Source organism: Pseudomonas sp. Tn43 (assembly GCF_014192635.1).
GTDB lineage: Bacteria > Pseudomonadota > Gammaproteobacteria > Pseudomonadales > Pseudomonadaceae > Aquipseudomonas.
Window position 1 is genome coordinate 12,271 of sequence record NZ_JACHYG010000005.1, and the last position, 22,652, is coordinate 34,922.

The following is a 22,652-nucleotide window of genomic DNA, read 5'->3' on the forward strand; positions in this document are numbered from 1 at the left end:
CTAAACAGCCAGAATAATGCCACTTACGCGTTCGAATAGATGCCTTCCAACTTCTCAGTATCCCACCGTTGCACCTTGATCGCGTTGTAGAGCATTCCGATAGTCAGCGGGACTTTGTCGCCACGACCCTTGGCTCGACGCTTGAGAAACACATCAAACCCTTCCGGCTGAAAGTAGCGATAGGCATCGTAATCCACGAAGTCGATCCCGAACTGCTCCTCCAGCGCTTCCATCAAATGCCGCGCATCCGCACCGTCGCAACCTAGGTCAAAGTTGATCGAGGTGTTGAGGCTGATGGTTTTGCGTTCGGGCAGGCCGAGTTCTTCGTGCAGCAGCTGGATGAGCAGGTGAATGGCGTGGTCGTCGGGGAAGTTGGGGGCGAGGTTCATTGCGGGGTGTCCGTTTGGCTTGGGGAGGGCAGGTTGAGTCGGTTTGCTTTGCCGATACTTAAAGAGTCGGGTGCTGTCGAGCGTGCTCTGCCTTCAATTCAAACATCTCATCGAGGGCAACAGCTGCGATTGGGTTGTCCTGACTGAGGTGATCCATGATTTTGTTTCGGTCATCAAGCGCCGTCGGACGCCAGACTAACCTCATCAGCGCGCTCGCTGACGTATGGCATCACGCTTGGCGGCAAATATTCGGCGGGCCTCTTCGTCGCTCACGCTCGGTCTCAAATCATCAATACTGCTTTGTACCTGTTCCTTGAACCATTCTTCATATGCCGCAGCCTCATGGGCCTGTTTCATTGCCTCGGAGCGATCAGGGCGCGTATAGGTTTTGATTTGAAACGGATCATAGTTCGACGCGTCCACATCGAAGTGGTTGATGCCCATGTCTCGCAGATAAGTCACCAGCGTTTCAAGTCGTTTGAATAGGCGCACTTGACGACTGCGTTGTGCCGTCAGCGAGCATTCTTTACTTCCGTGTCGGATTTGAATCGACCAGCCGCCTGGTCTTGCGACGATATGAGCGCTGCTTACCGAACCGTTTTCAAGCAATCGTGTGAGGGTGCTGTGGTCGATGTTTTCGGTTGTCATGAAGGTGAGTCCATTGTTGAACAGTGGCTCATATGCTGCGCAATCAATAATAGTTTGCAAGATTCAGCTCCTCACATTGGAAGGCGGGAATACAGCGCTGATGATCGTTGATCAGGCAGGCAGCCCTTGTCTGGAACAATGCCTGCCTGGGAGTGGTTTTAAGCCGGAGCTTTCCAGCCCATCATGCGTTGTTGGGCGACTTTCAGCAGGTCGCAGCCATCCTGAGTTAGCAGGAAGAGTGCGTGGGTGATGTGGGGGATGTCTTCTACGTCGCCGTGTTTGAAGCAAACGCAGTGCAAGGTTTTGAGGAGATCGCTGGACGCTCGGATGCGCTGGAGGGCGGCTTCGAGGATGTCCTGGGGGTTGGCCTCTGTGTCGATGATCAGGGGCAGGGTATCGGTTAGGTTGGTTTGGAGTGGGCGGTAGCGATTGGTTGTGAACTGATCCCAGCTATTCATTGTTAGTTATCTCTGAATATATCGGAAGAACCGCCGCTACCGTGACCAAGCGGTGGAGGCGGACTGTGTTCAGGTTGGTCAAACCGGCAGAGATAACCCGGCACGCCGAGGCGTCCCAAACACAGCCGCCATAAAGCGTGCCGACAAAAAAGATGTCGGCAGCATACAAGGGCATGCGTCAGTTATCTCTGTTTTTCGGGTGACCAAGCCCGAGCCGCTGATTTGGCAGCGACAATCACGACTATAGATTTGAACTACAGAGCAGCGATAGCCGACAAGGAGCCTTGTCTTGTAGGACCCGGACGAAGATTTGATAGGCCGTTCCTACCGATCAGCCAACGTTTTCAACAAGTATGATGATACGCCGCAACATCCAGCACATTAGTGCTCAGCCCGGTTACCGGGGTATAGATTGTGCCTTTCACCGCCGAGAAGTTGATCCCTTGGCTGCCCAGCGAAACGTAGCGTTCGCCTTGGTCCAGCTCGGTGAAATAGATGTAGGAGTAGTTGTGCATCAGCCGGTACTTCGCTTCGGCGTCGACCATGGCTTTGCCAAGATTCCCCAGATCGATAGGGGTCAGGTTCAACGCCTTGTCCAGCCGCACGCCCCAACGCTTGAGCCAGACTTCGGCAAAATGGCGGACGAACCGGCCTGGCTCGGCCAGGGTTTTCGGGCCGCTGACACCATCGTGGGAAGCATTGCCCACTAAGGTGGCGTGACGGCCGGCCATGGGGTAAATGTGGATTTTGGTGGCGGTGGTGGTTTGCGGGATGACGCAGCAGAAGCCTTTCGAGCGTTCGTCCCGGGCATAGAAACCTACATATTCCTTGACGTTGGCGCCCAGTTTGACTTTGTCATCCTGGAAGTTGCCAATGCCCGGCACCGGATCGATCGCAAAGATATTCACCGGAATATTTTTAAGTGCAGTGTCATTGAGCATGGCATTGGCCAACATGTGGCAACTAATACCACCGCGACTCCAACCCACCAGGTTTACTTGAGTTGGAATAATACCGTCCTTGCGGAAGGTTTTGATGATCTGTTCCTGTAACGCCTGTTGGGTCACGCTGCGATCGCCATAGTTGTATTTGCGCCAGAACCAGGAACCTTCAACTTTCACGTCTTCGATGGGAATGCCGGCCGCTTTCAGACGATTGTATTCCGCCTCGGTCAGCTGCTCGCGCTGCCAGCCGCACTGACCTTTGATGATGTTGACGGCATGCTGGACGTTCTCTTCCCAGCCCTTGCCGAATAGCGTGCCGCTGAGGCCGTAGTCTTTGGATCGAGTGAATAACTCGTCGGCCTGCAGATTGCTGGTGCCGGGGCCGTCGACCACGATCCATTCGGCAAATTCCCGGCCAGGATGGTGGGAGGCCAGTGTCGACACCAGTTCGCCGTCCCAGTAATTTTCATGAGTGGTGTCGAATTTGGTTGAGCCGGTGCCGCAGAAGAAAATAGTTAAGACAGTCATTCGTGTTGCCCTTGTTTGATATAAGAGCTGACACGCTAGTTTGTGTTGTTTAAATAGTGAAGTGATGAGTTGTTGCTGTTCTTGTTGAAGTGTTAGTTGTTGTTTTTTGAGGTGTCATTTGATGAGTTGTTTGGCGGTTTCAAGAAGTTGGCAGCCATCCTGAGTCAACAAGTAAAGTGCATTGACAATATTTGGAATGTCTTTCACATCGGCCTGTTTGAAGCATAGGCAATAGAGCGTTTCGAGCAGATCACTGGCGGCACGGATGCGTTGCTGGGCGGCGTCGAGAATCTCGTGAGGATTGGCTTGGGTGTCGATGACCAGCACGGGGGTTTCGCTGTAATTGGTTTTGAGTGGGCGATAGCGGTCGTTCATCGAGATCAGTCCTGTGGGAAATCTGGCAGGCTCGCCGGCGGGCCGACACAGCGTTTTCAGCCGCGTCGGAAACTATAGAGGGCGGCGGTGAGGCGTCGCAATAAGACGTCAATGGACAGGTTTTGTAGGGGGTTTACCGGCGCTATCGACCTTTGCCTACGCACGTTCCGACTATTTTTTAAGCTTTTACCCCAAGCGGTCGATATTCCTACGGGATTGTCAGGCGTGGCGCCCTGAATCTGCATAAGGTGCGCGCCAGATTTTGTAGGACGTTTCGAATCGTCTGAGTCGGCTCTTAAAGGGAATTAGGTATGCAATGGCTACGTATGGTCTCGATATTGTTGTTGTGGGTCGGTGGTTGTCGTTTTAGCGGCGCTGCCGATGCAGGTAGTTCGCTGGTCCTCGCCAACATGGACCGCAACGGTTGGCCGCAGGCACTGACCACTCAGGCAGACGTCGACACCGCATCCCGCGCCGAGGTGTTGATGGTAGGCAAGGCGCTGCTGGCCAGCGAAGCGCTGGACGAACAGAGTCTGAAACAGCGACTGGGTGTGCAGGCTGTGCAGCTCAAGTCGGTCAGGCAAGTGCGGGACGGGTTGTGGGATCGGTTGCTGGACACCTACCGCGACGCCAGCCAGAACTGTGACAGCGAACCCTTTTGCCCGCGTGTGCGTAGCGTCGCTGATTTGCGTCAGTTGGCGGCGGCGTTCACGGGCGAAATCAGCCCGGCTTATGCGGTATGGGCGAGCAAGAGCCGGGCATTTCATGAGCAGGCGTTAAAGGAGCAGCTACGAGTGGCAGTATTTGTACCCTAGGCTGCCGGTTTAAAAGCTTCGTCGACAACGCGGCGAGATGAGTGCCGCCGACCCTCAGTCAGAAAGTGAGGGATCACAGGCGCGACGCAGCCTCAAGGTCCATCAACCCTCTGCCGTACGCTTCACTGTTGGCATAGATACCCGTGCGGTTTGCCGTTGCCAGCAGTCGTTCGCGTACCTGCTGTGTGCTCAGTTCGGGGTATCGGCTTTGCAGGGCGGCCAGTGCACCACTGACCAGTGCAGCAGCAGGCGAAGTGCCGGCCGTCTGGACGTATTTGCCATCCTTGCTTGTGGTCAACAGGCCTTGCTCGGCGCCAGAGTCACCACCCGGCACAGCGATACACCAGGCTGCGGCGACACCACAGTAATTGGATTTTGCATTGATGCTGCTGCCGTCGTTCTTTACTGCAACCACAGCGATCCAGCCTTTCTCCAGTTCGGGCAGGGCAACGGGTAATCCTGGCTCGGCCAGCGGTTCTCGTTTCAGCTCATTGCCGGTCGGAAACACAAACACCGCGCCGTCCCGAACCAGTTTTCGAGCGGTCATCAGCGATTCCGGCATCACCTGGTTATAACGTGCTTCATTGATCTCGGTCGCCGGAATGGCATTGGCCCACGAGTTGTTAAGGATGCGTGCGCCCTTGTCGAAGCCTGCTTGCCAGGATTGAGCGATTTCACTATCGAAGAAAAAGGGTTCGTCGTTGTCGCCGAAGCGATAGGGGATCAACTGGGCATTGTAGGCCACGCCATGCATGCCCTGATCGTCCTTGTTAGCCGCGAGAATGCCAGCCATTTGTGTTCCGTGACCGATTCGGTCGGAGGTGCCAGCTTGTTTCTCGATGTAATCGAACCCGGGGTCAAGGAGCCTTCCTTGAAACTCCGGCAGATGGCTGTTCAAGCCTGAGTCAATCAGAGCCACGGCTACGCCCTGACCGGTGCCGCCGCGAGCATAAAGACTTGAGGCATGGATAACCGCCAAGCCCTTCTGGGCCTGATATTCCCGGGTTTCAAACGCGGCAAGCAGTGGCGGTTCTTCAGGAGGATTAATGCATCCGCTCAGCAGAGTGGATGCAATGACAATAGACATAATGAGTATGCGGTGCATGATCGTTCCTTCGTGAAATCCGCGTCCATCAGGCTTCCTGCTGTGACGAATACTTCGCGGAAAATGTTTTGTCGGAGGAGGATCTTACCGGCAGGCAAGGGATTTACGTCAGGTGGCGAATTGCTCCGTTTTGTTTCAAGCCGTGGCGAGGGATCAATGGGGTGACGCTGTATCATTCCGTATCGTTTTTGCCCCAACCTTTTCTCGACTCGCTGCGTTCGCCGGCTAGGCTTTGGGCTTCGCAGCGGTCAACGGAGTGACAGCTTATGCACAACACCCTGGAGCAGGTTTTCGGTTATCCACAGTTTCGACCCGGCCAGGAGGCGGCGGTCAGTGCTGTGTTGGCCGGGCGCTCGGCGGCGGCGATTTTCCCGACCGGTTCGGGCAAGTCCCTTTGCTATCAACTGCCGGCCTTGCTACTGCCGCACCTGACATTGGTTGTGTCGCCCCTGTTGGCATTGATGCAGGATCAGTTAGCGTTCTTGCAGCGCCACGGCATTGCGGCGGGCAGTATCGATTCGGCCCAGAGCCGCGATGACGCCAGCGATGTGATGACGCGGGCAAAGTCCGGTGAATTGAAGATTCTGATGATTTCCGTGGAGCGTCTGAAGAACGAGCGCTTCCGCCATTTTTTGCAGCAGGTACCGATCTCGCTGCTGGTGGTGGACGAGGCCCACTGCATCTCTGAATGGGGCCATAACTTCCGCCCCGACTACCTCAAGCTGCCGGACTATCAGCGGCAGTTCAACATCCCTCAGGCGCTGCTGCTGACCGCCACCGCGACACCCAGGGTGATCGCCGACATGCAGGCCAAATTCGCCATCGCCCCTGAGGATGTGGTGACCACCGGTTTCTATCGATCCAACCTCAATCTGTGGGTGGAACCGGTACGCGGCCAGGACAAGCGACGACGCCTTGTCGAGTGGATGAGCCAGCGTCCTGGCCAGCCGAGTATTGTCTACGTCACCCTGCAGAAAACCGCTGAGCACATTGCCGAGCATCTGGGGCGCAACGGCATTCAGGCCGAGGCCTATCACGCCGGTTTGCCCCATGAACAACGGGAAGCGATTCAGCGGCGGTTCATGGGCGGGCAATCCAATTGCATCGTCGCCACCATTGCCTTCGGCATGGGCATCGATAAAAGCGATATCCGCAACGTGGTGCATTTCGACCTGCCTAAATCCATCGAAAACTACAGCCAGGAAATCGGTCGCGCCGGGCGTGACGGGCTGCCATCCGATTGCCTGGTGCTGGCCAACCGCGACAGCCTCAACGTGCTGGAAAACTTCGTCTACGGCGATACGCCGGAACGGGACGGCATTCGCTACGTGCTCGACGAATTGCAAGCCACCGCGCCCGAGGGGCAATGGGAGTTTCTGCTGGGACCTTTGGCCGATCAGAGCAACATTCGCCAGTTACCGCTCAAGACTTTGCTGGTGCAGCTGGAACTGCGTGGAATGATCGCCCCGCGTTATGCCTATTACGCCGAATACCGTTTCAAGTATTTGCAGGAACCTGACGCATTGCTTGCCCGATTCGAAGGTGAGCGCAAGGACTTCGTCTCGGCAATCATCCAGACTTCCAGCCGTGCACGGACCTGGGCCACGGTGAATTTCGATGCGTTGTATGAGCGGTATTCCGCCGAGCGCAGTCGGGTGGTCAAGGCGCTGGATTATTTTCAGGAGAAGGGCTGGATCGAGGTCGAAAGCAAGCAGATGACCGAGGTTTACAGCCTGCTGCAACCCGACGTTGATTCCCAAACCCTGAGCGCTGAATTGCACGCCTGCTTCACCCAGCACGAGCGCACCGAGATCGCACGGATTCACGCCATGCTGGATCTGTTCGCTACCGACCATTGCCTGGGCTATCGCCTGGCGGAATACTTTGGCGATGAAAACGCGCCGAAGCAGTGCGGGCATTGTTCCGTGTGTCACGGTCAGGTGGCGCGATTGCCGGCACCGCCGGAATTGCCAGCGCTTGTGGATAAAAACTTCGAGGCGCTGTGCGGTGATTTTATCCACAGGCACGAGCAGCACACGGGCAACCTTCCTTCAGCTGAACGCGTAACAAGATTTCTATGCGGGATCAGCGTGCCGCTGTTTACCAAGCTCAAAGCGCGGTCGATTCCGGGGTTTGCGGTGTTGGAGGATTATCCGTACGGCGACGTGCGTTGTTGGGTAGAGGTCCATTTGTAGATACCAGGTGCCCGCATCCATCCGCTGAATGTCGCTCATCACAGGAATAAATTTCAAAAAAGCCCAGCGCCTGTCTATGGTGAAGAACTGTCTTTGGATCGCTGACAAGAGAACAACAATGAGCCAGACACCGTTTGATATTCAGCGCGCCGCCGTGATCGGCGCGGGCACCATGGGCCGTGGCATTGTCATGTGCCTGGCCAACGCCGGGATGCCGGTGCAATGGGTCGATAACAATCCGCAAATGCTGGAGCAAGCACTGACCAGCGTGGCTGAAACTTACGCCCACAACGTGCGTCAGGGGCGGATCGATCAAGCCGAGGCGGATGCGCGCATTGCCCGGGTGACGGCGGCTGCCGATTATGCGGCGATCCGCGATGTCGATCTGGTCATCGAAGCGGTTTACGAAAACCTTGAGTTGAAACAGAAAATCTTCGGCGAACTCGACGGCGTGATGAAACCCGAAGCGATTCTGGCCAGCAATACCTCGGCACTGGACATCGACGCCATGGCTGCTGTCACTCGCCGTCCACAACAAGTCCTGGGCCTGCATTTCTTCAGCCCGGCGCACATCATGAAGCTGCTGGAAATCGTGCGCGGCGCCCGGACGGAGCCGGCGGTACTCGATGCAGCCTTGGCCCTGGGCCAGCGCATGGGCAAGGTCAGCGTGGTGTCGGGCAATTGCCATGGCTTCATTGGCAACCGCATGCTGCATCCGTACGTGCTCGAAGCACGCAAGATGCTGCTGGAGGGCGCCTTGCCTTATCAGGTGGATGCGGCGCTGCAAGGTTTTGGTTTCGCCATGGGGCCGTTTCGCATGTACGACGTGGTCGGCATCGATCTGGAGTGGCGCGCGCGGGAACTGGCAGGCAAAGGCCAGGATGCGCCGGAAGTTCAAGTGGACAACCGCTTGTGCGAGCTGGGGCGTTTCGGTCAGAAGAGTGGCGATGGGTATTACCACTACGAACCTAGCAGTCGCCAGGCTGAGCACGATGTGGAAGTCGATGCGCTGGTATTGGAAGTCAGTGAAGGGTTAGGGTTCCAGCGCCGCGAGATCAGCCCTGAAGAGATTCTGGAGCGTTGCTTGCTGGCGCTGGTCAACGAAGGCGCGAAGATTCTTCAGGAAGGCATCGCGGCATCGGCGCATGACATCGACCTGGTTTATCTCAACGGTTACGGCTTCCCGGCGGACAAGGGCGGGCCGATGGCCTGGGCGGATCAGCAAGGGTTGGAAGATATTCATCTGCGCTTGCTGGCTCTGGAGACCCGTCAGGGCGATCACTGGGCGCCGGCACGATTGATTGGTGAGCTGGCGGCGGAGGGTAGGGGCTTTGCTGACATGTGATTTTATGAGGCGCCTGCGAAAAACGATAACGCGGTTTTCGCTTTAGACTCGCTATCCAATTCCAGGAATCGACGCCGATGTCCAACCCCATGCCCCAACGCACCGACTACCCGCACTTCCAGCCCGTCACCACTCGCTGGCACGACAATGACGCCTACGGTCACGTCAACAATGTCACCTACTACAGTTTTTTCGATACGGCGGTAAACACCTACCTGATCGAAGTCGGCGGCCTGGATATCCATGACGGCGAGGTGGTGGGGTTTGTGGTGAGTTCGGCCTGCGACTACTTTGCCTCGATCGCTTTCCCGGACCGGATCGAGATCGGCCTGCGGGTCGGCAAGTTGGGCAACAGCTCGGTGCAATACGAATTGGCGGTGTTCAAGGCAGGGGAAATTGACGCCTGTGCGGCGGGGCGCTTCGTGCATGTGTTCGTGGATCGGACCACGAATCAGCCGGTGGCAATTCCTGCCCGATTGCGCGGGGCGTTGGAGCGACTGGCGATCTGAGAGGCAAAAAAAATCGCAGCCCGAGGGCTGCGATTTTTTGATCTACCGGCAAACGAGGCGATTCAAGCCTCAGTCGTGATAGCGATGTTTATGCTTGCGATGGCCGTAGGCATGACCACGACCTGGATGGCCGCGACGGTAGTAACCACGATCGTCATCATCATAACCACGACGATAGCGACGATCGTCGTCGTCATCGCTCTTGTTGCCCATGTAGTTACCCAGCGCGCCACCGGCGCCGCCGCCTGCTGCGGAGCCGATCAGGCTGCCGGTGGTGCCGCCCACGCTACGGCCGACCACGTTACCACCTGCTGCGCCCAACGCACCGCCAATGGCTGCTTCGCCACGGCTGCGTTTGTCTGCGCCGACGGCGCTACCACCCGCGCCGCCCAGGGCCGCGCCAATGGTTGAACCTGTATTGCCGCCTAACGATTGACCGACGACCGAGCCAAGAACCCCGCCCAATGCGCCGCCCACACCTGCTTCGGTGGTGCCGCCTGCAGAAGCGAAGCCACTGACCAGGCCAAGGGACAACAAGAGAATCGAGGAGAACTTCATAGAGGAACCTCAAGGGGATGACGGCGCGATCCTGAGGCTGTGTCATGGTTGTGACAATCGAAATCCGACGAGTAACACGACTTGAGCACAATTCTATAAGTTACTGTTTTTTGGGCGGAACTTAAGTGTTTTTCACCGGTCTTTAACTACTTCGCAAAGGCCGTTTTTATACAGAAACGGCCTTTTTTGTGGGCGATTGGAAGTGTTCGAAGGGGTGTCGATAGGTGTGTTGCCAAATCGAATGTCTTCGCGGACAAGCCTCGCTCCTACAAATTGCGTGTCCTTTACAGGGCGAAAACCTGTAGGAGCGAGGCTTGTCCGCGAAGAGGCCAGACCTGCTACCGCATTAAGCCGATTTCGCCATGATCAACCCCGTCTCACTCGCCACTTCCAAGCGAATCGCCACAAACTTCGATGTCGGCGTATGGCTGCCATCCCCGGTGCTTTCCAGCGGCACCAGCGGGTTCACTTCCGGATAGTAAGCGGCCGCTTGCCCGGCAGGAATATCAAACGCCAGCAGCGTGAAACCCTTCACCCGACGCTCATGGCCATCATCCCAAATCGAAACAATGTCAGCTTTCTGCCCGGGTTTGAACCCGAGGCGAATGATGTCGGCTTCATTGACGAACAGCACGTCGCGCTGGCCTTTCACCCCGCGATAACGGTCATCAAGACCATAAATCGTGGTGTTGTACTGATCATGGGAACGCATCGACTGCATGATCAGGTCCGGCAGCATGCCGGTGGCGCGGGTGCGTTCGTGGACCAGGTGTTTGGGCAGCCTGTTCACACGGAAGTTGGCCCGGCCCGATGGCGTATTCCAGCGACGTGCGCTGGCGCTGTTACCCAGATAGAAACCACCCGGGTTCTGGATTTTCTCGTTGAAGTCCCGGAAGCCCGGGATGGTGTCGGCGATCAGGTCGCGGATGCGGTTGTAATCGGCCACCAGCCAGTTCCAGTCCACCGGTTTGCTGCCCAGGGTCGCGGCGGCGATTCCGGCGATGATTGCAGGCTCCGAGCGCATCTGGTTCGACAGTGGCTGCAGCTGACCGTTAGAGGCGTGGACCATGCTGAACGAGTCTTCCACGGTCACCGCTTGGGCGCCTTCGGCCTGGATATCGATGTCGGTACGGCCCAGGCACGGCAGGATCAGCGCGTCTTTACCGTGGGCCAAATGGCTACGGTTGAGCTTGGTGCTGATCTGCACGGTCAGGTCGCAGTTGGCCAGAGCCTGGAAGGTTCGCGTGCTGTCCGGTGTGGCTTGGGCGAAATTGCCGCCCAGGCCGATGAAGACTTTCGAGCGGCCGTCGGCCATGGCGTGAATCGCCTCGACCACGTTGTGGCCGTTTTCACGGGGCGCCTTGAACTGGAAGCGACGCTCCAGAGCATCGAGGAACGCCACCGGCGGACGTTCGTTGATGCCCATTGTCCGGTCGCCTTGCACATTACTGTGGCCACGCACCGGGCACAGGCCGGCACCCGGCCGGCCGATGTTGCCGCGCAACAACATCAGGTTGGCGATTTCCTGGATGGTCGCCACCGAATGACGATGCTGGGTGATGCCCATCGCCCAGCACATGATCACGTTCTTGCCTTTGACGTACATACGCGCCGCTTGCTCGATTTCCATCAGCGTCAGGCCGGACTGTTCGACGATTTGCTCCCACGAGGTGTCGTCGACGATGCCCAGGTATTCCAGAACGTTGACGCTGTGTTCATTGAGGAAGTCGTGGTCGAACACTGCAGGCTCACCGGCCTTCTGCGCATCGCGCTCCCATTGCAGCAGGAACTTGGCCATGCCGCGCATGATCGCCATGTCGCCGCCCAGTGCGGGGCGGAAGTACGCGGTGTTGGTCGGCTTGTCGCCGTTGGTGAGCATTTCCAGTGGGTGTTGTGGGTGCTGAAAACGTTCCAGGCCGCGTTCTTTCAGCGGGTTGATGCACACCACCTGAGCGCCGCGTTTCACCGCTTCGCGCAGGGGTTCGAGCATCCGCGGGTGGTTGGTGCCGGGGTTCTGGCCCCAGACGAAAATCGCATCGGCGTGTTCGAAATCATCGAAGGTCACGGTGCCTTTGCCCACGCCAACGCTCTGTGCCAACGCAACACCACTGGCTTCGTGGCACATGTTCGAGCAGTCAGGGAAATTGTTGGTGCCATAGGCGCGCACGAACAATTGATAGAGGAACGCCGCTTCGTTGCTGGCGCGGCCCGAGGTATAGAACTCGGCCTGATTCGGGCTCGACAGGCCGCGCAGATGTTTGGCGATCAGGGTAAAGGCGTCATCCCAACTGATGGGCTGGTAGCGATCGGTTTCGGCGTTGTAGCTCATCGGCGCGGTCAGGCGGCCCTGATATTCAAGCCAGTAATCACTCTGTTCCAGCAGCGAGGTGACGCTGTGTTTGGCAAAGAATGCAGCATCGACGCGCCGCTTGGTCGCTTCCCAGTTCACCGCTTTGGCGCCGTTCTCGCAGAACATCACCATGCCCTTTTCCGGAGAATCACCCCAGGCGCAACCGGGGCAGTCGAAGCCACCGTTCTGGTTGGTCTTGAGCATGATGCGCAGGTTTTTCAGCGCGTTATCGCTGGTCAACCAGGCCTGGGCGACGCTGATCAGCGCGCCCCAGCCACCGGCTGGGCCTTTGTAGGGCTTGTAGCGGGGGACGGGTTTCTGATCGGCTTGACGGTGTTGACTCACGCTTGATTCTCCAACGCTGGGCTGTAAACCCGTGGTGCACTTTTCTGCGGCAGGTGGATGAGGTTGAGGTTATGTCGACGGGCCCATTGCACGGCAAGGCCCGTGGGCGACGACAGGCTGACCAGGGTCTGAATGCCGGCGCGTAAAACTTTCTGGATCAATTCGAGGCTGCAACGGCTGGTGACAATCGCCAGGCCGCCGGTGATCGGAATCTTCTGGCGGATCAACCCGCCGATCAGCTTGTCGAGGGCGTTGTGCCGGCCAATGTCTTCACGGCCCAGCAGCAATTCGCCATTGCCGTTCATGAACACCGCCGCATGCACCGCGCCGCAATGTTGGCCCAGTGGCTGAAATGCACCGATGCGCTGACGCAGGCCGTCCAGCCATTCGGCCGGGGGCAACGGTGCGCCGGCCAAGACTTTGAGATCGGGCAGCGCTTGCTCGACCGCTTCCACGCCGCAGAGACCGCAACCGCTGGTGCCAGCCAGTTGCCGACGCTGCTGCTTGAGGTTCCAGAAGGCGCGATTGGCGATGGTCACTTGCGCGTATTGCGCCGAACCCGAGCCGCTGAGTTGCAAGTCATAGATGTCTGAAGCGTCTTCGATGATGCCGCTGCCAAGGCTGAAGCCGACAATGAAGTCTTCAAGATCCGTTGGCGTGACCAACATGACGGCCTGGCTGATGCCGTTATAGGCAATCGCCAACGCGACTTCCTCGGCCAGCGCGGTGCTGGGCGATTCGGTGTATTCAAGGTTGCAGTAACTGTATGTCTGACTGGCGACGGTCGCAGGCGTTTCAACAGCAGGCGCCGCGCGGGAAGGGCGCTTGGCGTTCATAAGGCATCACCAACGGTTTAATCAGCTTAGGGGGCGTTTTCAATGAGTTTCTCCGCCGCGCCGGGAAAACTCATTAAGAACGCCACCTAAGCCTAGGCGCGTCAATCTGTCGCGTCTAATTGCTATTACTGATCTGCCGATAGATGACGTCGATCAAGAGCCGGCCATTGATTGTTGGTAGATCGCGAAACAGGCTTCTGCAAGCGCCGAACGCGGAGCGCTACGACGCATGATCAGCCCCAACCGGGCGAGGGTCTGGGCACTTTCAATGGGTTGCAGGCGCAAGTGATCGGTGAGGTTTTCCAGACCCCCCTCCAATGGCATCACGGCGCAGCACAGGCCGCCGTGTACCGCTTGTAACAATTGGTGGACCGCATCGGTTTGCAGCAACGGTTGGGGGGCCAAGCCACGACTGTGGAAGTTATGGTCGATGGACTGGCGAAAATGCATGCCACTGGTGAGCATGCCCAGTGGCAGTTCAATCAACGATTTCCAGCTCAAGGGCGCATCGCCGAAACTGAAGAAACGCTGATCGTAGAGCAAGCCCATGCGGGTTTCGCTGAAAGCCAGGGAATCGAAACGCTCACCGTCCAGATGCTCCAGGTATGACACGCCGAGGTCGAGACGGTTGTTTGCCAGCTGTTCGAGGATCTGCTCGGAACTCAGGGCCGACAGTTCGAAGCGCAGGTTCGGGTGCTCGGCGTGCAGGCGCTGCATCAGCGGTACCGGGTCGAAACTCGACAGCGGCACCACGCCCAGACGCAACGTACCCACGAGGCTGCCGCGACAGGCTGCCGCTTCGGCCTGCAAGCCGTCGTAGGCCGCCAGCACCGTACGCGCCCACGCCAGCACGCGTTCGCCCGGCGCGGTGAAACCTTCGAAGCGCTGGCCGCGGTTGACCAGCGGCAAGTCGAGTTCTTCTTCAAGGCTGCGCAGGCGCATGGACAGGGTCGGTTGAGTGATGTGACAACGCGCGGCGGCCTGGCCAAAGTGCCGGGTTTCGTCCAGAGCGATGAGGAATTTGAGTTGCTTGATGTCCATCTTCGCTCCAGGGCGCGGGCAAGGTTTGCGATTCTACCGCCTGCGCGGGGTTGGGTCATTGGTCGGCAAGGAGCCGGGCTTTTCAAGGCTGGTCTAGTCTTTGGCGTCTGGAACCCAAACCCCAAGGAGAGTGCACCATGAGTATTTTTAGCTTTGTGAAAGAAGCAGGCGAAAAACTTATCGATCTGCTGACACCTGGCAATGCCAATGCCAGCGAGCAGTTGAAGGAACACCTCAGCAAGGTCGGCCTGGGCAATCCGAATGTTCAGGCGACAATTGAAGGCGACAAAGTCATCGTCACTGGTGATGTGGCGAGCCAGGAAGAGAAGGAAAAGATTCTGCTGGCCTTGGGCAATATCGCCGGTGTCGGCAGTGTTGATGACCAGATCACGGTGACCGGGCCGGTGGCGAAGGCCGCTCGTTTCGTTACGGTGAAAAAGGGCGACACCCTGAGCGCGATTTCCAAGGCCGAATACGGCGACCCGAACAAGTACAACAAGATTTTCGAGGCCAACAAACCACTGCTTTCGCACCCGGACAAGATCTATCCGGGGCAGGTGTTGCGGATTCCTGAGTAAGACTTGAGACCGTGTGATGGCCATCGCGGGCAAGCCACGCTCCCACAGGTTTTGTGTCGTTCGCGTAGAATGCACACACGACACAAAACCTGTGGGAGCGTGGCTTGCCCGCGATGCAGGCGACTCGGTCTAAAGTCCTGTAATGAGCTCCCGATAATCCCCCACCGCCGCAAACTCGGCGGTGTCCTTGGGCGCTTTGCGGCTGTCCGGTTGGCTCACGGCCAGCAGATGCACGACGCCAAAATTGCGCGCACTGCGCAGAATCGGCAGCGTGTCATCGATAAACAGGCTGCGCGCCGGATCGAAGCCGATGTCGGCTTGCAAGGCATCCCAGAACTGCGGGCTTTCCTTGGGATAACCGTAATCATGAGAGCTGATCAACCGCTCGAAATACGGCGCCAGCTCAATTCGTTCCAGCTTCAATGACAGCGAATCGCGGTGGGCGTTGGTGATCAGTATCACCCGTTTGCCGGCCTGATTGATCGCCGCCAGAAACGTGTCTGCATCCGGACGCAGGGCGATCAGGTGCGCGGTTTCCAGTTTCAGTTCGCGCACCGACAGCTTCAGCTCGGCGCTCCAGAAATCCAGGCAGTACCACTGCAATTGTCCGGCATTGCGTTCGAACAACGGCTGCAACTCCAGCTCCGCCATGGCCCGGCTCACCCCATGCAGCTCGGCATAACGCTGTGGCAGATGCTCCATCCAGAAATGGTTGTCGTAGTGCAGGTCCAGCAGCGTGCCGTCCATATCCAGCAAAACGGTATCGATGTCATGCCAGGGCAGCAGGGACATAAAAAACTTCTCCAGCGGTAAAAAAGATATCCGGGATAAACAATCAGGATAGGCCGGGTACAGGCTGGGTGGAAAGCGTCGCGAGCGAAGGGAGTGCAAGGAAAAAACAGGCGAGGACGGGGAGTTTACGAGTTGTAAATGACCCGTCCGAGCCTGTTTTTGACGCAGCAATCTCGAGCGCAGCAGCTTTCAAACAGCCTGTATAGTAACCCGCTTACGCCAAGGAGCCATCTATGCGCCAGAAACCCACCGTACTCGCCCGCGACATTGTCGCCACCAGCCGTTTGTTCTGTGTCGAAGAGCTGAAGTTGCGCTTTTCCAATGGCGTGGAGCGTACTTACGAGCGTCTGGTCAGCAAAGGCACCGGTCATGGCGCAGTGATGATCGTGGCGATGCTCGATGCGGAACATGCGGTGTTGGTAGAGGAGTACTGCGGCGGCACCGATGCTTATGAGTTGTCCCTGCCCAAAGGTTTGATCGAGCCGGGCGAAGACGTGTTGGCGGCGGCCGAGCGCGAGCTCATGGAAGAGGCCGGGTATGGCGCGCGACAGCTTGAGCATTTGACCGAGTTGTCATTGTCACCGGGCTACATGAGCCAGAGGATCCAGGTGGTGCTGGCCACCGACCTGTACGAAGAACGCCTGGAGGGTGACGAGCCCGAGCCGATGGGGGTGGAAAAGATCAATCTGCGTGAATTGTCGTCTTTGGCGCAGAATCCGCGATTCACTGAGGGCCGTGCCTTGGCGGCGCTGTATCTGGCCCGTGACTTAATGACTCAACGTGGGGTGTTTTTGCCGTGAACTTGAATTTTCCCCATCCGTTGATGGCGCCAGTCGTTGAACTGGCTTTGAAGGCTGGCGAGGCGATCCTGCCGTTCTGGCGCGTCAACGTTGCGGTCACTGCAAAGTCCGATGATTCCCCGGTCACCGCCGCCGACATGGCCGCTCATCATGTAATTCTGGCCGGGCTGACCGCGCTGGATCCGAGCATTCCGGTGCTGTCCGAAGAGGACGCCAATATCCCCCAGAGCGTGCGCGCCAGCTGGCAACGCTGGTGGCTGGTCGATCCGTTGGACGGGACCAAGGAGTTCATCTCCGGTAGCGAAGAGTTCACTGTCAACATCGCACTGATCGAACAGGGGCGTGTGGTGTTCGGCGTGGTGTCGATGCCGACCAACGGGCGTTTTTATGTCGGCGGTGCCGGGTTGGGAGCCTGGCGTGGTGATAAAGACGCCGAGCCGTTGCCGATTCAGGTTCGCGAGGTTCCGGCTGCGGGCGAGCTTTTCACGGTGGTCGCCAGCCGTCGGCATTCGAGCCCTGAGCAGGAACAGCTACTGACGGGGTTGAGCGATAGCCTGGGTGAATTGCAACTGGCGAACATCGGCAGCTCGCTAAAATTTTGCCTGTTGGCGGAAGGGGCGGCGGATTGTTATCCGCGGTTGGCGCCGACTTCGCAGTGGGACACGGCGGCGGCGCAAGGCGTGCTGGAAGGTGCGGGCGGTGAGGTGCTGGATTTGAATGGTGAGCCGTTCTGTTATCCGGCGCGGGAGTCGTTGTTGAATGAGTTTTTCCTGGCGCTGCCGGCTAAAGCGGCTTGGCGGGAGAAATTGTTGGCTTTGGCTCGGGGTTGAAGATCAAAAGATCGCAGCCTCGTTTCACTCGACAGCTCCTACAGAAAAACGTGCCCCCCGTAGGAGCTGTCGAGTGAAACGAGGCTGCGATCTTTTGCTTTACCGGTGAAGGACATACTGCCCGGTAAACCGCACCGCATCCTCTTCACTCCCGGCATTCACAATCCGCGAATGCAGCGTCAACCGCGCCCGTCCATAGCGCTCATACATTGCCAGAAACTTCTTCCATACTGCCGCACTCGGTGCCTGGCAAATCGCCGTCGCGTCTGTAGTGACCGGTAGCGGGTAGCTGATCTGCCCTTCCTGAATCACGATGTGCCCGTCTTCGATGATGCCTTCTTCACGCAAACGCAAATGCAGCCAGCCCCAGCCGGCCAATACTGCGCCGCAATACAGGCTGCCACCGAACATGGTGCTCTTGTGATTGACGTTGGCCGCAAGCGGCAGGTGCAGGCGCAGCTGTTGGTCGTGCCAGTCGAGCACTTTGAGGCCCATGTCCCGCGTGAGGGGGATGTCAGAATGGAGGATCGATTCCAGATGACGACTGTCGCGGTTCATTCAAGGGCCTTTTGTTTGAAGGGGATGATTTTACGGTAGCTCAATCAAGGTCGTCGGTGGGGCTGCTGGCGCCGCTGTCGGCGAAGTTCAGACCATGCTTGCGCAGTTTGTCGTGCAAGGTTTTGCGCGGAATGCCGAGGGCTTCGGCGAGGCTGCGCACGGAGCTGTGCGAGCGCGCCAGTTCGGCGGCAATCAAACTCTTCTCGAAATTCTCCACTTGCTCGCTCAGGCCGCCGCTGACCACTTCAATCGTGCTGCCGACGCCACCATCCGGCGCACTGTTGTCCAGCGCCAGTTCCAGACCCAAGGCAAAGCGTTCGGCGGCGTTCTGCAGTTCACGTACATTGCCTGGCCAGGTGTGGCGCAATAGCAGCGCCCGGTGTCCCGGCTGCAATTCGTGGGGTGGCAAACCGTGGCGGGCGCTGGCTTCATCGGCGAAATACTGGAACAGCATCAGCGCATCTTCGCCCCGCTCACGCAGCGGCGGAATGCGCAGCGGCGCGACGTTCAGGCGGTAATACAAGTCGGCACGGAAGCGGCCCTGATCAGCGGATTGACGCAGGTCCTCCTTGGTCGCGGCAATGATGCGGATATCCAGCGGGATCAGCTGGTTGCCGCCCAAGCGCTCGACGACCCGCTCTTGCAGCAAGCGCAGCAATTTCACCTGCACGTCCAGGCTCATGCTTTCGATTTCATCGAGGAACAACGTGCCGCCGTTGGCGAATTCGAACTTGCCGATGCGACGCTTCTGCGCGCCGGTAAACGCACCGGGCTCGTGACCGAACAGCTCGCTTTCCACCACCGATTCGGCCAGGGCCCCGGCGTTGATCGCCACGAATGGACCGTTACGCCGACTCGACAGGTCGTGCAGCGCGCGCGCCACCACTTCCTTGCCCGCACCGGTTTCGCCGAGGATCAGTACGTCGGCCTTGGTCGCCGCCAATGCACCGATCTGCTCACGCAGGCGCAGCATCGGTGCTGATTGCCCGACGAGCCGCGCGCTCAGTTCGTTGCGATCGCTCAGGGCCAGACGCAGGCTGCGGTTGTCCAGCACCAGCCGGCGCAGGTCCAGGGCACGACGTACGCTGTCGAGCAGGGAGTCGCTGGCGAAAGGTTTTTCCAGAAAATCATAGGCCCCGGCGCGCATGGCTTGAACGGCCAGCGGCACATCGCCGTGGCCGGTGATCAGCAGCACCGGCAGCTCAGGGTCCTGGGCGTGGAGTTCGGTCAGCAATTCCAGGCCGTCCATGCCTGGCATGCGGATGTCACTGACCACCACGCCCGACCAGTCACGCTCCAGTTGCCCGGCCAGGCCTTTGGCTTCAGCCAGCGGCAGAATCTTCAGGCCGGCCAGGTCCAGGGTCTGGCTCAGGGCCTGGCGCAGGTGCGGATCGTCGTCGATCAACACGACCTGGATGCGGTTGTCGATGGTCATGCACTTCGGTCCTCGGACGGTTGCAGGCTCACGCCCGGTGCGCCTGCGCGCAACTTCAGGGTAATCAGGGCGCCACCTTCCTTGTGGTTGGAGAACGACAGTTCACCCCCGAAGGCGCGCATCAAGGTGTCGCAAATCGCCAGCCCCAAGCCAAGGCCCTGAGTGCGGGTCTTGGTGGTGTAGAAGGGCTCGCCGGCGCGACCCAGCGCTTCCAGGCAAAACCCGGGGCCGTTGTCGCGAATGTACAGATTGACGCCGTCGACGGTGGACTCGGCACTCAACCAGAGTTTACGCGGCGGACCTTTTTCCGTCAGGGCGTCGAGAGCATTGGCCAGCAGATTGCCGAGTACCTGACGCAGGCGCGTTTCTCCGGCCTCGACCCATAGGGTGGCGGCGGGCAGGTCACGGATCAGCTCGACTTCCATGCTACGCCGACGCTTGGCCAGTAACGCCAGTGCGTCGTCCAGTGCCGGTTGCAGGGCCACACTTTCCGGGGCGTGGCGATCACGCCGGGCGAAGGCGCGCAGGTGAGCGATGATCGAGGCCATGCGCCCGGTCAATTCGCTGATCAGCTTGAGGTTGCCGCGAGCATCCTCGGTGCGCTGATGATCGAGCAGCACTTCGGCGTTTTCCGCATAACTGCGGATCGCCGCCAGCGGTTGGTTGAGCTCGTGGCTGATGCTCGCCGACATCGTCCCCAGCGCCGAGAGCTTGCCGGCCTGCACCAGGTCATCCTGCGCGCGCACCAGTTCCTGCTGGGCGTGTTCGCGCTCCAGCACTTCCTGCTTGAGCCGACGGTTGAGGCCTTCGAGGTCGCTGGTCCGTTCGGCGACCCGGCCTTCCAGTTCCTGGCGGGCCTTGCCTTCGAAGGCGATCCGCTCCAGATAATGGCGCCGGCGTTGCATCATCAGGCCCAGCAGCAGCATCACTACCAGCAACGTTGCACCGCCAATGGCCACGACCGTGCGTACCGGGCGATCGATCAGGGTGCGCGGTGCAAGGATGCTGACGCTCCAGCCGGTTTCTTCGATCTGCCGGGTTTGCGTCAGCCAGGCGTTGGCGTCGAGATTCAATGGCTGGGGATCGCGGGTCGGGTAGGGTTGAATCGCGGTGATGGCCTCGCGCTCTGCCTCGCTCAATGGACGGGTCGAGCGGAAACGCCACTCGGGCCGTGAGGTGAGGATAACCACGCCATTGTGATCGGTCACCAACAGTTGTTCCGGGGTTTTACCCCAAAGACTTTCGGTATGGTCGAGGTCGACCTTGACCACCAGCACGCCGATGATTTTTTCGCGATCACGTATCGCCGCCGCGAAGAAGTAACCGCGCTTGGCCGAGGTGGTGCCCAGGCCGAAGAAGCGTCCCAGACGCCCAGCCATGGCTTCACTGAAATAAGGACGAAAAGCGAAATTGCGGCCAACGAAACTGTCGTGTTTGTCCCAATTGGAGGCTGCCAATGTCTTGCCGGTGGTGTCCATCAGGTACATGACTTCGGCGCCGGTCTGCGCACTGATGTTTTTCAGCAGGCGATTGGCATTGCCTTGAATCACGCCCTCGTCGGGCGCGGCCAATGTCGCGCGCAGGGCGGGCAGCTCGCCGAGAATCTGCGGCAACACTTCATACCGATGCAGAGTGCCCAACAGGTTGGCGACATAAAGGTCGAGGGTTTGACGGTTCTGCCCGGCCAGTTCGCTGCGGTAGTAACGCTCGGCCAGATGCTCCAGCGGCCACAGCAAGGGCGCCAGGCACAACGCGAGTAGCGCCAGGCTGCGCCAACGGGGTCTGCGGGGGAGAGTGGGTGTCATGAGCATCAAGCGCCTATGGGTATAGACGCATTATGCCTAGGCTTGCGGGCGCAGTCTGCGCACCGGGATCAAGTGCGCACTGGCGGTGAACATTCACACAGGTATTCAGGAAAAAACTTCAGCGTCCTTGAGGAGCGCGGCGGACTGATCCTTGGCTGACAGTTTCGGTGCTTCGTCCAGCTGCCAGTCGATGCCCAGGTCCGGATCGTCCCAGCGAATACTGCGCTCGGCCGACGGGGTGTAGTAGTCGGTGGTCTTGTAGAGGAACTCGGCGTAATCGCTCAGTACCACGAAACCGTGAGCAAAACCTTCAGGTACCCAAAGTTGGCGATGGTTATCGGCAGACAGACGTACCGCCACCCATTTGCCGAAATGCGGCGAGCTGCGACGAATATCCACCGCCACGTCCAGCACCTCACCGGCGGTGACCCGCACCAGTTTGCCCTGAGTGTTCTCCAACTGGTAATGCAAACCGCGCAGTACACCTTTTTGCGAGCGGGAGTGATTGTCCTGAACGAATTGGGTGTTCAGGCCGGTTGCCTCTTCGAAAGCCTTGGCGTTGAAGCTCTCATAGAAGAAGCCGCGCTCGTCACCAAATACCTTGGGTTCGATGATCAGAACACCGGGCAGGTCGGTGGTGACTACATTCATGGTGTTTCTCCGGCAATAGGCGTGATGGTCGACATTCTTACGCAAAGTGACGGCGGGTGCGAGTGGGGCGGTGGTTCAGGGGATAAAATTCGTGAGGTCGCTGCGTGATCTGTCACCTGTTAATCGACCTCACCGAAATACCACTGCTCTGCCTCATAGGGTTGTCCGTCACAATCTTCAGCGGTAAAGCGCAAACCTCTTTCTTCCATCCCGTCTGGAAGGACGAGACCCCATTGCGCTGCGAGGCTTTTATCCGCTGGGCAGTATTCACTATCGATTAGCGGGATGTGACTTCGGTGGTAGTCCAGATTGGTGTAAATGCAGATTTCGCTGGTGAACATGTCTGGCAGGCAGATAACCGTGATTACTCGACAGTCGATGGCATTTTCCGGCCTGGCCTGGCGTATGTGATGCGCGGCATTGATCATTTGTTGAGCGCATTCTTTGCGTATGGCAGTGGTGGCTTGTTTACCCTCTACCAGTGTCGTGATAACCGGAATTTTCCAGTTGCAGTATTTCTGTTCGAGAGTCAGATCGTCCGGAAAATAACCCTCGAAGCGAGAGGCCCAGGCTGCGAGGCCTTTCAATCGACGTGGGATGTTTCGGATTTTTTTGTTTGAGAGTGCAAGGCGGCGCATCGTCATGGTGGCGACTTTATCCTGGGCGGTTGAAGAGTCCTTTGTGGCTATAGGTTGGAATCAGGAACAGTGAAAGGCAATCCGAGATTGCTGTAGGAAAGTTCATCTGAATAGTCGCTGACCG

The 22,652-nt window shown here is 58.4% G+C and carries 23 protein-coding genes; 7 read left to right on the forward strand and 16 right to left on the reverse strand.

The window, feature by feature from the left end; genetic code table 11:
- Positions 1 to 23 precede the first annotated feature (23 nt).
- The 5 genes from FHW68_RS14575 to FHW68_RS14595 form a co-directional block, all read right to left on the reverse strand.
- Positions 24 to 389 (reverse strand): DUF1493 family protein, encoded by a 366-nt coding sequence (locus tag FHW68_RS14575; RefSeq protein ID WP_183680997.1) that lies wholly within the window; start codon positions 387 to 389, stop codon positions 24 to 26.
- 204 nt (positions 390 to 593) lie between these two features.
- Complete coding sequence (locus tag FHW68_RS14580; RefSeq protein WP_409258747.1) at positions 594 to 1,097, reverse strand: hypothetical protein; 504 nt, start codon at positions 1,095 to 1,097, stop codon at positions 594 to 596.
- A gap of 98 nt (positions 1,098 to 1,195) precedes the next feature.
- Positions 1,196 to 1,495, reverse strand: coding sequence for a hypothetical protein (locus FHW68_RS14585; protein WP_183680999.1), 300 nt, complete (start codon positions 1,493 to 1,495; stop codon positions 1,196 to 1,198).
- Between the two features lie 344 nt (positions 1,496 to 1,839).
- Complete coding sequence (locus tag FHW68_RS14590) at positions 1,840 to 2,967, reverse strand: hypothetical protein (RefSeq protein ID WP_183681001.1); 1,128 nt, start codon at positions 2,965 to 2,967, stop codon at positions 1,840 to 1,842.
- A gap of 114 nt (positions 2,968 to 3,081) precedes the next feature.
- Positions 3,082 to 3,342 carry a hypothetical protein gene (locus FHW68_RS14595; RefSeq protein ID WP_095634157.1) on the reverse strand — a complete coding sequence of 87 codons (261 nt, stop codon included), beginning with the start codon at positions 3,340 to 3,342 and terminating at the stop codon, positions 3,082 to 3,084.
- 311 nt (positions 3,343 to 3,653) lie between these two features.
- Here FHW68_RS14595 and FHW68_RS14600 point away from each other — a divergent pair, with 311 nt between their 5' ends.
- On the forward strand, positions 3,654 to 4,157 hold the full coding sequence (locus FHW68_RS14600) for a polysaccharide deacetylase (protein ID WP_183681003.1): 504 nt from the start codon (positions 3,654 to 3,656) through the stop codon (positions 4,155 to 4,157).
- Between the two features lie 73 nt (positions 4,158 to 4,230).
- Here the strand turns inward: FHW68_RS14600 and FHW68_RS14605 are convergent, their stop codons facing one another.
- Positions 4,231 to 5,262 (reverse strand): S8 family peptidase, encoded by a 1,032-nt coding sequence (locus FHW68_RS14605; RefSeq protein WP_183681005.1) that lies wholly within the window; start codon positions 5,260 to 5,262, stop codon positions 4,231 to 4,233.
- A 266-nt stretch (positions 5,263 to 5,528) separates the two neighbouring features.
- Here FHW68_RS14605 and FHW68_RS14610 point away from each other — a divergent pair, with 266 nt between their 5' ends.
- The 3 genes from FHW68_RS14610 to FHW68_RS14620 all read left to right on the forward strand — a co-directional run bounded on the left by FHW68_RS14610 (position 5,529) and on the right by FHW68_RS14620 (position 9,311).
- A complete protein-coding gene (locus FHW68_RS14610; RefSeq protein ID WP_183681008.1) occupies positions 5,529 to 7,457 on the forward strand; it encodes an ATP-dependent DNA helicase RecQ in 1,929 nt (642 codons plus the stop codon).
- A 118-nt stretch (positions 7,458 to 7,575) separates the two neighbouring features.
- The gene (locus FHW68_RS14615) at positions 7,576 to 8,802 is read left to right on the forward strand and encodes a 3-hydroxyacyl-CoA dehydrogenase (RefSeq protein WP_183681010.1); all 1,227 of its coding nucleotides are present in this window, start codon (positions 7,576 to 7,578) and stop codon (positions 8,800 to 8,802) included.
- A gap of 77 nt (positions 8,803 to 8,879) precedes the next feature.
- Positions 8,880 to 9,311: a thioesterase family protein gene (locus FHW68_RS14620; protein ID WP_095634162.1), complete on the forward strand. Its 432-nt coding sequence runs from the start codon at positions 8,880 to 8,882 to the stop codon at positions 9,309 to 9,311.
- Positions 9,312 to 9,380: 69 nt separating this feature from the next.
- Here the strand turns inward: FHW68_RS14620 and FHW68_RS14625 are convergent, their stop codons facing one another.
- The 4 genes from FHW68_RS14625 to FHW68_RS14640 form a co-directional block, all read right to left on the reverse strand.
- A complete protein-coding gene (locus FHW68_RS14625; RefSeq protein WP_095634163.1) occupies positions 9,381 to 9,869 on the reverse strand; it encodes a glycine zipper domain-containing protein in 489 nt (162 codons plus the stop codon).
- Between the two features lie 346 nt (positions 9,870 to 10,215).
- Positions 10,216 to 12,564: an FdhF/YdeP family oxidoreductase gene (locus FHW68_RS14630; RefSeq protein WP_183681012.1), complete on the reverse strand. Its 2,349-nt coding sequence runs from the start codon at positions 12,562 to 12,564 to the stop codon at positions 10,216 to 10,218.
- The gene (gene fdhD, locus FHW68_RS14635) at positions 12,561 to 13,400 is read right to left on the reverse strand and encodes a formate dehydrogenase accessory sulfurtransferase FdhD (protein ID WP_183681014.1); all 840 of its coding nucleotides are present in this window, start codon (positions 13,398 to 13,400) and stop codon (positions 12,561 to 12,563) included. Before fdhD ends, FHW68_RS14630 begins: the two co-directional genes overlap by 4 nt.
- Before the next feature lie 153 nt (positions 13,401 to 13,553).
- Positions 13,554 to 14,441 (reverse strand): LysR family transcriptional regulator, encoded by an 888-nt coding sequence (locus FHW68_RS14640; protein ID WP_095634166.1) that lies wholly within the window; start codon positions 14,439 to 14,441, stop codon positions 13,554 to 13,556.
- A gap of 137 nt (positions 14,442 to 14,578) precedes the next feature.
- On the opposite strand from FHW68_RS14640, the gene lysM reads away from it, so the two are divergent.
- Positions 14,579 to 15,019 (forward strand): peptidoglycan-binding protein LysM, encoded by a 441-nt coding sequence (lysM, locus tag FHW68_RS14645; RefSeq protein ID WP_183681016.1) that lies wholly within the window; start codon positions 14,579 to 14,581, stop codon positions 15,017 to 15,019.
- Between the two features lie 129 nt (positions 15,020 to 15,148).
- On the opposite strand, the gene yrfG is transcribed toward lysM, so the two are convergent.
- Positions 15,149 to 15,811, reverse strand: coding sequence for a GMP/IMP nucleotidase (gene yrfG / locus FHW68_RS14650; RefSeq protein WP_095634168.1), 663 nt, complete (start codon positions 15,809 to 15,811; stop codon positions 15,149 to 15,151).
- Positions 15,812 to 16,044: 233 nt separating this feature from the next.
- Here yrfG and nudE point away from each other — a divergent pair, with 233 nt between their 5' ends.
- Both nudE and cysQ read left to right on the forward strand, forming a co-directional pair.
- Positions 16,045 to 16,611, forward strand: coding sequence for an ADP compounds hydrolase NudE (nudE, locus tag FHW68_RS14655; protein WP_095634169.1), 567 nt, complete (start codon positions 16,045 to 16,047; stop codon positions 16,609 to 16,611).
- Entirely contained in the window at positions 16,608 to 17,441 is an 834-nt protein-coding gene (gene cysQ, locus FHW68_RS14660; protein WP_095634170.1) for a 3'(2'),5'-bisphosphate nucleotidase CysQ, read from the forward strand. Before nudE ends, cysQ begins: the two co-directional genes overlap by 4 nt.
- 99 nt (positions 17,442 to 17,540) lie before the next feature.
- Here the strand turns inward: cysQ and FHW68_RS14665 are convergent, their stop codons facing one another.
- The 5 genes from FHW68_RS14665 to FHW68_RS14685 form a co-directional block, all read right to left on the reverse strand.
- Entirely contained in the window at positions 17,541 to 17,999 is a 459-nt protein-coding gene (locus tag FHW68_RS14665) for a YiiD C-terminal domain-containing protein (protein ID WP_095634171.1), read from the reverse strand.
- A 40-nt stretch (positions 18,000 to 18,039) separates the two neighbouring features.
- Positions 18,040 to 19,434 (reverse strand): sigma-54 dependent transcriptional regulator, encoded by a 1,395-nt coding sequence (locus FHW68_RS14670; protein WP_183681018.1) that lies wholly within the window; start codon positions 19,432 to 19,434, stop codon positions 18,040 to 18,042.
- On the reverse strand, positions 19,431 to 21,239 hold the full coding sequence (locus FHW68_RS14675; protein ID WP_183681020.1) for an ATP-binding protein: 1,809 nt from the start codon (positions 21,237 to 21,239) through the stop codon (positions 19,431 to 19,433). Before FHW68_RS14675 ends, FHW68_RS14670 begins: the two co-directional genes overlap by 4 nt.
- A 105-nt stretch (positions 21,240 to 21,344) precedes the next feature.
- Positions 21,345 to 21,890: a dTDP-4-dehydrorhamnose 3,5-epimerase gene (gene rfbC / locus FHW68_RS14680; protein WP_183681022.1), complete on the reverse strand. Its 546-nt coding sequence runs from the start codon at positions 21,888 to 21,890 to the stop codon at positions 21,345 to 21,347.
- A gap of 119 nt (positions 21,891 to 22,009) precedes the next feature.
- Positions 22,010 to 22,534: a DUF3916 domain-containing protein gene (locus tag FHW68_RS14685; RefSeq protein ID WP_095634174.1), complete on the reverse strand. Its 525-nt coding sequence runs from the start codon at positions 22,532 to 22,534 to the stop codon at positions 22,010 to 22,012.
- Positions 22,535 to 22,652: the final 118 nt, after the last annotated feature.